At 52.6% G+C, this 9,825-nt stretch carries 10 protein-coding genes and 1 pseudogene; all 11 read right to left on the reverse strand.

All coding sequences use genetic code 11. The features are described 5' to 3' along the window. On the reverse strand, positions 1 to 421 hold a 421-nt coding region (locus VU18_RS08510; protein ID WP_047757982.1), incomplete at its 3' end, for a thiamine pyrophosphate-dependent enzyme. Between the two features lie 39 nt (positions 422 to 460). Continuing rightward, complete coding sequence (locus VU18_RS08515; RefSeq protein WP_047757983.1) at positions 461 to 1,255, reverse strand: ABC transporter ATP-binding protein; 795 nt, start codon at positions 1,253 to 1,255, stop codon at positions 461 to 463. Beyond that, on the reverse strand, positions 1,230 to 2,222 hold the full coding sequence (locus VU18_RS08520) for an ABC transporter permease (protein ID WP_021321744.1): 993 nt from the start codon (positions 2,220 to 2,222) through the stop codon (positions 1,230 to 1,232). Before VU18_RS08520 ends, VU18_RS08515 begins: the two co-directional genes overlap by 26 nt. A 14-nt stretch (positions 2,223 to 2,236) precedes the next feature. Then, entirely contained in the window at positions 2,237 to 3,250 is a 1,014-nt protein-coding gene (locus VU18_RS08525; protein ID WP_014196076.1) for an ABC transporter substrate-binding protein, read from the reverse strand. A 118-nt stretch (positions 3,251 to 3,368) separates the two neighbouring features. After that, positions 3,369 to 4,511 (reverse strand): Glu/Leu/Phe/Val dehydrogenase, encoded by a 1,143-nt coding sequence (locus VU18_RS08530; protein WP_014196077.1) that lies wholly within the window; start codon positions 4,509 to 4,511, stop codon positions 3,369 to 3,371. 186 nt (positions 4,512 to 4,697) lie between these two features. Continuing rightward, the coding region (locus VU18_RS08535; protein ID WP_236687329.1) for a nitronate monooxygenase family protein at positions 4,698 to 5,633 on the reverse strand (936 nt) is incomplete at its 5' end. 1 nt (position 5,634) lies between these two features. Continuing rightward, positions 5,635 to 5,678: pseudogene (locus VU18_RS21095) on the reverse strand (hypothetical protein); the annotation flags it as partial. Positions 5,679 to 5,969: 291 nt separating this feature from the next. After that, entirely contained in the window at positions 5,970 to 6,827 is an 858-nt protein-coding gene (paaX, locus tag VU18_RS08540) for a phenylacetic acid degradation operon negative regulatory protein PaaX (protein ID WP_047757985.1), read from the reverse strand. Positions 6,828 to 7,090: 263 nt separating this feature from the next. Continuing rightward, positions 7,091 to 8,302 (reverse strand): acetyl-CoA C-acyltransferase, encoded by a 1,212-nt coding sequence (locus VU18_RS08545; RefSeq protein WP_011231521.1) that lies wholly within the window; start codon positions 8,300 to 8,302, stop codon positions 7,091 to 7,093. Between the two features lie 26 nt (positions 8,303 to 8,328). Further along, entirely contained in the window at positions 8,329 to 9,192 is an 864-nt protein-coding gene (locus tag VU18_RS08550) for a 3-hydroxyacyl-CoA dehydrogenase (RefSeq protein ID WP_021321741.1), read from the reverse strand. Positions 9,193 to 9,441: 249 nt separating this feature from the next. Next, positions 9,442 to 9,825 (reverse strand): aldehyde dehydrogenase (locus VU18_RS19845; protein ID WP_047758003.1); only part of this gene is annotated, 384 nt, incomplete at its 5' end.

Here is a 9,825-nt window from a genome sequence, read left to right on the forward strand (position 1 = left end):
ACGCCGCCCCCGCTGCATGAGGGAGTTGCGTGGCAATCGGAACGCTCGGCGGAACGATTTTTTTTCCCTCAGGTGGAACACACCCTTCCGTCCGCCCTTTCCAGTATAAAAGCGTTTGCGTTAAGGAACGGCCGAATGTCATCATCGCCCCATGATCGCGATAGGTCGGAAACATCCAATCACCATCGTTGAGTGCAAGCGCGCTTCCGACTTGACACGCCTCTTGCCCTTCGTACGGCACATACGTCCCGATGCGCCCTTGCCGCTGCAGGCTGATACATTTTCGGTCAACCATTCTCGTGCGAATCAGATGGCGGTACATCGTCATCGTCAATTCTTTCGTGATTTGTTCACGATATTCAGGCTGCACAATCGTTCCTTCTTCATTCAATACTTGCACAATCGGAAAATCGAGTTCCATGCCATTCCTCCTCCCCATGGTATTTGAATGGCTGATCGATCAGCTCAATACCGCACGATCGCTTGCGAGCTGTTCCCCGCGAATGCGTTGGAATTCTGCGAGCAACTTTTCTACCGTTAAGCTTTTCTTTTCATTCTCATCCACTTCGAAAATGATCTGCCCTTTATCCATCATGATGAGGCGGTTTCCTAACTCGATGGCTTGCTGCATATTATGGGTGACCATCAAGGTCGTCAATCGATATCGCTCCACAATCTCTTTTGTTAAGTTGGTGATCAACTCCGCTCTGGCTGGATCGAGAGCCGCTGTATGTTCATCGAGCAGCAAAATGGCAGGTTCAGTGAAGGTCGCCATAAGCAAAGACAACGCCTGCCGCTCTCCGCCCGAGAGCAAGCCGACTTTCGCCTGAAGACGGTTTTCTAAACCGAGATGAAGGGTGGAGAGCAACTCGCGAAAATCATCGCGCCGTTTTTTCGTCACTCCGCGGCGGAGCGTGCGCTTTTGATTGCGTGTATACGCCATCGCCAAATTCTCCTCAATCGTCATGTTTGGCGCCGTTCCGGCCATCGGATCTTGAAACACCCTTCCGATATAGCGGGAGCGGACGTATTCCGGCATCATGGTGACATCTTGACCGTCAATCCAAATCGTCCCTTCATCAGGAAACAACACTCCTGAAATCAAATTCATCAAGGTTGATTTTCCTGCTCCGTTGCTGCCGATCACAGTGACAAAATCTCCTTTTCGAAGTGTTAAATGAATGTTTTGGAGCGCGATCTTTTCGTCAGGCGTTCCCTCATGAAACACTTTATAAATCCCTTTTAACTGCAACATCCGCCTCACCCTTTCCCGTTGCGGCAACGTCCATCACCTGCGCTCGATTCCATCTTTTTTCTTCTTTGCGTTTTTTCTCTTTTTGTTGACGAACCATTTGCGGAACAACGAGCGCCAAAATGACAATGCATGCCGTAATGAGCTTCACATCCCCTGTTTCGAGAAATTGGACGCGCAAAGCGAGACTCACAACAATGCGGTAAATGATCGCTCCACCGATCACGGCAAGCGTGGCTCGCGCGATCGTTTTCGTTCCAAATACCGCTTCGCCGATAATGACAGAAGCCAGACCGATAATGATCATGCCAATTCCCATCCCGACATCGGCAAACGCGCCGTACTGGGCAACAAGCGCCCCCGAGAACGCGACCATGGCATTGGAAAGGCCCAACCCTAAGACAATGAGCAAATTGGTGTTCGCCGACAGGCTGCGAATCATGCGCGGATTATCGCCCGTCGCCCGAATCGCAAGCCCAATTTCCGTCTGTAAAAACCAGTCTGTGAACCATTTAAACAAAAGAGCAAGCAACGTCATCGACAGGAGAATTCCCCATGTTTTCGCCGCGGCCGAGTCAAGTCCGATTTTCGTCCCCCATTCTTGAATGGTTGTAAAAACCGTCTTCTCATTCAAAAGCGGCACGTTCGAACGCCCCATGATGCGAAGATTGATCGAATAAAGCGCAATCATCATTAAAATGCCCGACAAAAGCGAATTGACCTTCCCTGCTGTATGAAGAAGCCCGGTCATACACCCGGCAGCGAATCCAACGAAAAGCGCCAGACACGTCGCCACAAACGGATTGATCCCGTTGACAATCAACGTCGCCGCCACAGCAGCTCCTGTCACAAAGCTGCCGTCCACGGTTAAATCAGGGAAATCCAACACACGAAACGACAAATACACTCCCAGCGCCATAATGGCGTAAATCAGTCCCGATTCCACTGCTCCCGTGATGGACGCCAGCAACAGCACTCATCCTTTCATTCGATGTATTCCGCCATTTGATCCCATTCAGGCTTCAGTTTGATTCCTTGTTTTTCCGCTGCTTGTTTATTGATCACCAATTTTAATTTTTTCGGATATTCTGGTTTGATCTCTGATGGTTTGGCTTCTCCTTTTAAAATGGCGACTGCCATTTGCCCCGCTTGATAGCCGATATCGTAGTAATCAAACCCATACGCCGCAAAACAGCCTCGTTTTAATGAATCGAGCTCTCCCGTAAAAACAGGGATTTTTTTCTCGTTGGCAACGCTGACAACCGATTCAATGGCAGATACAACGGTGTTGTCCGTCACGATGTAAAACACATCTGCCTTGCCAACTAACGACTCTGCCGCCTGTTTCACCTCGGCTGTGGTCGAAACGGAGGCTTCCACCAACTTCAAATCCGTATGTTTCGCCGCTTCCTTCACTTTTTCAATTTGCGCCAACGAGTTTTGTTCGCCCGCGTTATAAATAAGCCCAACGGTTTTCGCATCCGTTTGCTCATCGATGAATTGAATCGTTTTGCGAATCGCATCGGGATGGCTGTCCGTTGTTCCCGTGATGTTTTCCCCTGCCTTGTCCATCGATGGAACTAAACCGGCGCCGACCGGATCCGTCACGGATGTAAACACAATGGGAATGTCTTTCGTCGCATTGAGCGCACTTTGCGCGCTCGGAGTCGAGTTGGCAAAAATAAGGTCAACCCCATCCGATACAAAGTTATTGGCGATCGTTTGGCTGTTATTCATGTCGCCTTGGGCATTTTGGATATTGTACCGAACATTTTTCCCCTCTTTAAATCCCCCGTCTTCGAGCGCCTTTTTAAATCCATTGAAGGCAGCATCTAACGATGGATGTTGAATGATTTGGGTGACGCCAATCGTAAACGTTTTCTGCTTTCCATCTTCTTTCGCACCGTTCGTCGCGGCCTTCTCTTCTCCCCCACAGCCTGAGAGCGCCAAAACTCCGAAAACGACCGGTATCGCGAATCGTTTGATCGCTTGTTTCATGAATGATTCCTCCTCGCCTCTTTGATCGCTGCTTTCCAAAAGGATTTTTCTCTGAATTAAAAAATAAGGTATTATATTACGTATTTTCAGACATTTTTTCATATGGATAGACTCGGCATTAACGTCGAATATCCCACTTCGGCCGCTTTTGGTGCGTGAAAAAATGATTGCGGCGTTTGCGTTTCTCGAGCCGCTCTTCGCAAAATTGATCGGCTGCCTCGATCGTCGTTATTCCTTCCGATTCAGCCCGCGCATAAATGGCGAGCAGCGTATCATAAATCGCTTTCGTTTTCGCCAGCACCCGCTCTTTGTTCGCTCCGTACAGTTCATCGGCCACTTGAATGAGGCCGCCGGCGTTGACGATATAATCGGGGGCATACATGATGCCCTTTTCTTTCAACATACGGGCGTGGCGTTTGTCAGCCAGCTGATTGTTCGCCGAACCGACGACCGCTTTCACTCGCAGCTCGGCGATCGTTTCATCGTTGATGACGCCGCCAAATGCGCACGGGACGAACACATCGGCTTCGACGCGATAAATATCCGTTCCGTTCACCGGCTTGACGGACGCCCCGATTTGCTTGCCGTACGCCACGACCTCTTTGACTGCCGCTTCGTTCAAATCGCACACATACAGATCCGCCCCTTCTTCAAGCAAACGAAGCGCCACTTTTTTTCCGACTTTTCCGAGCCCTTGCACCGCATACGTTTTGCCATGCAAATGCTTGCTGCCAAACACAACATCGTTCGTCGCCTGAATGCCGTAAACAACGCCCTCGGCGGTCGGCACGGATGAGTCGCCGCTTCCGCCATACGCTTCCGGAACGCCGACGATGCAATTCGTCTCTTTCAGCGCGTGCACAAAATCGTCCGGCGTCGTCCCCATATCCGTGCCCGTGTAAAACCGGCCGCCTAATGACTCCACGAACTGGCCGAAAGCGCGAAACAATTCCGGCGATTTGTCTTTGCGCGGATCGCCGATGATCACCGCCTTGCCGCCGCCAAAATCGACATCGGCAGCCAAGCATTTATACGTCATCCCTTTCGACAGCCGAAGCGCATCGGCGAGCGCCTCTTCCGTCGTGGCATACGGATGCATCCGACAGCCGCCGAGCGCCGGCCCAAGAGCCGTGCTATGAATGGCGATGATCGCCCTTAGGCCGGTCGCTTCATCGAGACAAAACACCACCTGTTCATGTTCACGCATTTGGAAAAACAAATCCAATCTTTGTGACATGTTTGGCGATAGCATGACATTCATCGCTTCCCCTCTCCTTTGCTTCACCGCTTGAAAGCGTTTTCAAGTTAATATAACAAAAAATATTATCACGTTAAAATAACGTAATACTATTTTTATAGTAACGATGTTCATTGTTAGTGTCAATCCTCTATCAACCAATTTTTCATCGCCAAAAAAAGACGCCGTTTGACAGGCGTCTTCGTTCGATCAGCGAAATAGTGTGGATAATGATTGCCACTGCGTTTTGGCTTCTGTCATCATTTGTTCAAACAGCTCGGCCACCGTTGGCACGCCATCGATGAGGCCAGCGATTTGCCCCGCGTTGATAAATCCTTCATGGAAATCGCCGAGGAGGGCGCCGCGGCGATGACGATCCTCCGATGTATATTCTTGAAACTGCTCGAGCGGCATGCCTTGCTGTTCATACTCCAGCAGCTTCTCGACATACGGCGTGCGCATGACGCGGCGGATGCGCCCGACCGAACGGCCGACAATGACCGTTTCATTTTCCTTTGCCTCGACAAGCCGCTGTTTATACGCTTCATGAAACGGCGCTTCCTTCGTGGCCACAAGCCTGGTGCCGAGCTGCACCCCTTGGGCGCCGAGAGCCAGCGCGGCAAGCAGCCCGCGCCCATCGCCGATGCCGCCGGCAGCGATGACAGGAATGCGGACGGCGCTGACGACTTGCGGAATGAGCGTCATCGTCGTCAGCTCGAGCGGCGAGTTGATTCCCGCCGCCTCATACCCCTCAGCGACGACGAGATCCGCTCCAGCCGCTTCCGCTTTTTTCGCTTGGCTGACCGAGGCGACGACGACGATCACCTTGATGCCATGTTCCGCAAAACGTGGAATCCACGGCGCCGGATTGCCAGCTGAAAGCGAAACGACCGGCACTTGATGGCGGATGACAAGTTCGGCGATCTCCGCGGCGTGCGGCGTCACCTGCAGCGGGATGTTCACAGCAAACGGACGGTTGGTGCGCCGCTTCGTTTCAATAATCAGCGCCTCCACCTCATCGGGCGTCATCGTTCCGGCTCCGATCGTTCCAAGCCCCCCCGCTTCCGATACGGCGCTCGCCAGCTCGGCGTTGCTGATGTTGCCCATCCCCCCTTGAATGATCGGATAACGAAGATCAAGCAAACGNCAAACATCATTCATTATATTCACACCCCGTGAAAAATACGTTATATATAAACGATACCATATTTTTTAGAAGATGCGAATGGTTGATTTATATAACGAAGAAAAAACGAACACCAATTTAACCGTATGAATTTCCTTTGAAGCCTATTTTCACCAGTGAAGACTGCCGTAAGTCAACGCCGCGCCCCACAGCGATGAAAAATCGACAACGATTGGTGGGCGTCCACACCAATGATGATCGTTTGGACGACAACATGCTTCTTCCACGTTGCCGTACCGAACGTTCCATGAACGTCAAACAGGATGCACAGCTGTTGTTGCGCCGTGCATCCCGGTTCATTCCACCGATATCTCTTCCTCTTCTTTTTTGTCAAGCTCTGCCCCTTCTTGAAACACCGCTTCAAAGAAACGGCTGGCCGGTGCCGCGAGTTGTTGATAATAGTCGTTGAACAAGGCGGCCGCATGGCTTCCCATCCACTCATTCGGCAACAGCTCTTCCGGCAAGCCGGGGTCGATGAACAAAAATTTTCGGTATTCATGGACGAGCTTCGTCCGCTCGACAAAACATTCCGCGTCCGACATTTCGCCGCGCTCGATTTTATGTTTGTCAATCACATATTTTTGACTGTAGACCGCAATAAACTGCTCGTATTTTTGGTTGATCTCTTCTAAGTTCCAGCACTTTTCCACAAGCTGCTTATTCGTATGCGGTCCATCGTATTCGGCAAGAAAGAAGTCGACATACGGGCGGATGTCATACTTGTCGATCAAGTCGTACACTTGTTGCTCCAAATTATTCGGTGAAATCCAGCAGCTGTTGGAAATCGTGCCGAAACCGCTCCAAACAAGCTCCTTTCGCAGTTCATCGCGCAAATGCCGCTTATCCTCAGGAATCGTATAGATGAGAATGCGCCATTTCCCGTCCCAATGCTCGGGGCGCGTTTTGTAAATGCGCCGCGCCGCTTCTTCCATCCGCTTGACGCCGCGTTCCGTGAGCGAATAGTAGCTTTTATTGCCGCGTTTTTCCGCGCGAATCCAGCCTTGTTTGCTCATGCGCGACACCGCCGCCCGCACCGCCTGGTCGTTATGGCCGAACTCGCGGAGGAGGCGGATTAGGCTCCCGATCAAAATTTCACCGCCGTAATGGCGGATGTAGTCGCCGTAAATCGTAAAGATCATTGAGCGTGTGTTCATTGTGAATGGGCTCCCTTTATCTTGTTTTCGAAATATAATCGTAACAAACTTTTATCACGCTGGCAAGACGGACGAAAAAACAAAAGGAATAAAAAAGAGCCGCACCGCTAAAAAAGCAGGCGGCTCTCAACGGCATGCAAACATGCGGCCGCAGCTTCGGCAGCTTCATCAACTTAGGCAGACGTCATTCAACCAGACCGGCTGTATGACGGGCCGTCGTCTGAACATAACCATCCTTTCCGCCGAACGAAGACAAGGCGCTCTCACCGTTCGTCCGCGTTTTTCACAATCGTCGCGATTCCTTGGCCGACGCCGATGCACATCGTTGCCAAGCCATAGGTGACGCCGCGTTTTCGCATTTCGTAAATCAATGTCGTCAAAATGCGGGCGCCGCTCGCGCCAAGCGGATGGCCAAGGGCAATCGCTCCCCCGTTGACGTTCACTTTCGCCCGATCGAGCTCAAGCTGCCGGATGCATTCCAGCGCTTGCGAGGCAAACGCCTCGTTCAGCTCGACAAGTCCGATGTCGTCAAGCGACAACCCTGCGCGGCGCAACGCTTTGCGTGTCGCAAAAATCGGGCCTATCCCCATCACCGCCGGTTCGACGCCGGCGACAGCCGAAGTGACATAAACCGCCAGCGGCTTGAGGCCGAGTTCCTTCGCCTTCTCTGCGCTCATGACTAGCAGCGCCGCCGCCCCGTCGTTGACGCCGGAAGAGTTGCCGGCCGTCACCGTGCCGTTTTCAAACAATGGGGGCAGCTTCGCCAGTTTCTCAAGCGTCGTATCCGGACGCGGATGCTCGTCTTTATCGACGACAACGCGGTTGCCTTTTCGATCGTGATAAACGACCGGCACGAGTTCATCGGCAAACCGATTCGTTTCGATCGCTTGTTTCGCTTTCATTTGGCTTTCGTAAGCAAACTCATCTTGCGCCTCGCGCGTAATGCCGAATCGCTTCGCCACATTTTCCGCCGTTTGCGGCATGCTGTCGGTGCCATACATTTCGTGCATTTTCGGATTGATAAAGCGCCAACCGATCGTTGTGTCATACATCTCGATGTTGCCGCGCGGAAAATCGCTTGACGGTTTGGCCATGACAAACGGGGCGCGCGTCATGCTTTCCACGCCGCCGGCGATCATGATATCGGCCTCATTGGCCAAAATCGCCCGCGCCGCATAATTGACCGCATCAAGCCCTGAACCGCACAGCCGATTGACCGTCACCCCTGCGACCTCAATCGGCAGCCCGGCCAACAGCGCCGCCATGCGGGCGACGTTTCGGTTGTCCTCGCCGGCTTGGTTGGCGTTTCCAAAGACAACGTCATCAATTTGCTCGACCGGCACATTCGGATTTCGCTCGATGAGCGCTCGAATGACAACAGCCGCCAAATCATCCGGCCTGACTTCTTTTAGCGCGCCCTTGTAGCGGCCAATCGGTGTGCGCACCGCATCCACAATCACGACTTCTCTGCCCATGTTCTCTCCCTTCCTTTTCCAGCGAATCAGCTGTTTTCCCGATTCGTATAGTCATAGACGCCGCGGCCGGTTTTGCGGCCAAGCCGCCCCGCTTTGACGTATTGCTCCAAAAGCGGCGCCGGGCGGTATTTTTCTCCGAGTTTTTCGTGCAAATATTTTAAGTTGTTCAATCTCGTATCAAGCCCAACTAAATCAGCGAGCTCAAACGGCCCCATCGGGAAATTGAGGCCGAGCTTGATCGCCTTGTCGATCTCTTCGGGCGTCCCGACCCCTTCTTGCAGCATGTAAAACGCTTCATTGCCGACAAGGGCGCTGATCCGGCTCGTGACAAATCCAGGAAATTCATTGACAACCACTGTCTCTTTTCCCATTCGCTCGGCCGCTTCTTTGGCCACTTGCGCCGTTTCGTCGCTCGTCTCAAGGCCACGGATGATTTCCACAAGCTTCATTTTATGAACCGGATTGAAAAAATGCATGGCGATCACCCGCTCCGGCCGCTTCGTGAACGAACCGATTTCGGTCGGACTCATGGTGGATGTATTCGTCGCAAAATAGCACGACGCCGGTGCATGGGCGTCAATCGTCTCGAACACTTGCTTTTTCAATTCAAGCTTTTCCGGCACCGCCTCGATCACCAAATCGGCATCGCGCACAGCGGCCGCCAAATCAAGTGAATACGACAGGCGCGCCTCGGCTTCTTGCCGCTCGCTGTCGGTCAATTTCCCTCGAGCGACCGCTTGTTCAAAAATCGAAGCAATCTCCTTCTGGGCGCTCTCCAATTGTTCTTGCTTAATGTCCACTAAGGTCGTCTGGAACCCGCCGACAGCGCCGACATAAGCAATGCCTCTCCCCATCACGCCGCTGCCGACGACAACAAGGCGTTCGATCATCGTCTTCCCCCTCTCCTGCTTTCGCATATGACGGCTGATGCATCAAGCCGGCGTGCCTTTCGCCAAGCAGCGGACGCCGTCAAATGAATGGGCACCCCATCACGAGCGACGGGGTGCTCGGCAAACGAGCGGGCGTGTCTCTCCACGCTTGCCCTAACCGGCTCTTGCCTTCAAGGGCGGCAAACTGAACGTTGCTTCCAAGGACGCGACCCGCTCTCGTATAGTAGCAAACGCAAAACGGAGAAAATCTTAGACGCCAAACGGATTAAGCGGACGCGGACCGTAATACGACAGCACGCTTTTCGTTTCTGTGTACAAATCAAGCGCCTCGACAGACAGCTCACGCCCAAATCCGGACTGTTTGTAGCCGCCAAACGGCGTGCCTGGGAAAGCGGAGAATGGGCTGTTGACCATGACAATGCCGGAGCGCAGCTGTTTCGCTACGCGAACGGCGCGGCCATGATCTTTCGTCCAAATCGCGGCGGCCAGTCCATAGTCGCTGTCGTTCGCCAATTCAATGGCTTCGGCTTCATCGCGGAATTTCATCACGACGACAACCGGTCCGAAAATTTCTTCACGAACCGCTTTCATTTGATGGTTCACGTTCGTCAAAATCGTCGGCTCATACCAGTA

It is taken from the genome of Geobacillus sp. ZGt-1 (genome assembly GCF_001026865.1).
Classification (GTDB): domain Bacteria; phylum Bacillota; class Bacilli; order Bacillales; family Anoxybacillaceae; genus Geobacillus; species Geobacillus thermoleovorans.

Bases quoted from the DNA above. Each gene is read 5' to 3' on its own strand.
- VU18_RS08550 (WP_021321741.1), bottom strand. From the start codon at position 9,192: ATGATCGAACGCCTTGTTGTCGTCGGCAGCGGCGTGATGGGGAGAGGC.
- paaX (WP_047757985.1), bottom strand. From the start codon at position 6,827: ATGAACACACGCTCAATGATCTTTACGATTTACGGCGACTACATCCGC.
- VU18_RS08530 (WP_014196077.1), bottom strand. From the start codon at position 4,511: ATGAATGTCATGCTATCGCCAAACATGTCACAAAGATTGGATTTGTTT.
- VU18_RS08525 (WP_014196076.1), bottom strand. From the start codon at position 3,250: ATGAAACAAGCGATCAAACGATTCGCGATACCGGTCGTTTTCGGAGTT.
- VU18_RS08545 (WP_011231521.1), bottom strand. From the start codon at position 8,302: ATGGGCAGAGAAGTCGTGATTGTGGATGCGGTGCGCACACCGATTGGC.
- VU18_RS08515 (WP_047757983.1), bottom strand. From the start codon at position 1,255: ATGTTGCAGTTAAAAGGGATTTATAAAGTGTTTCATGAGGGAACGCCT.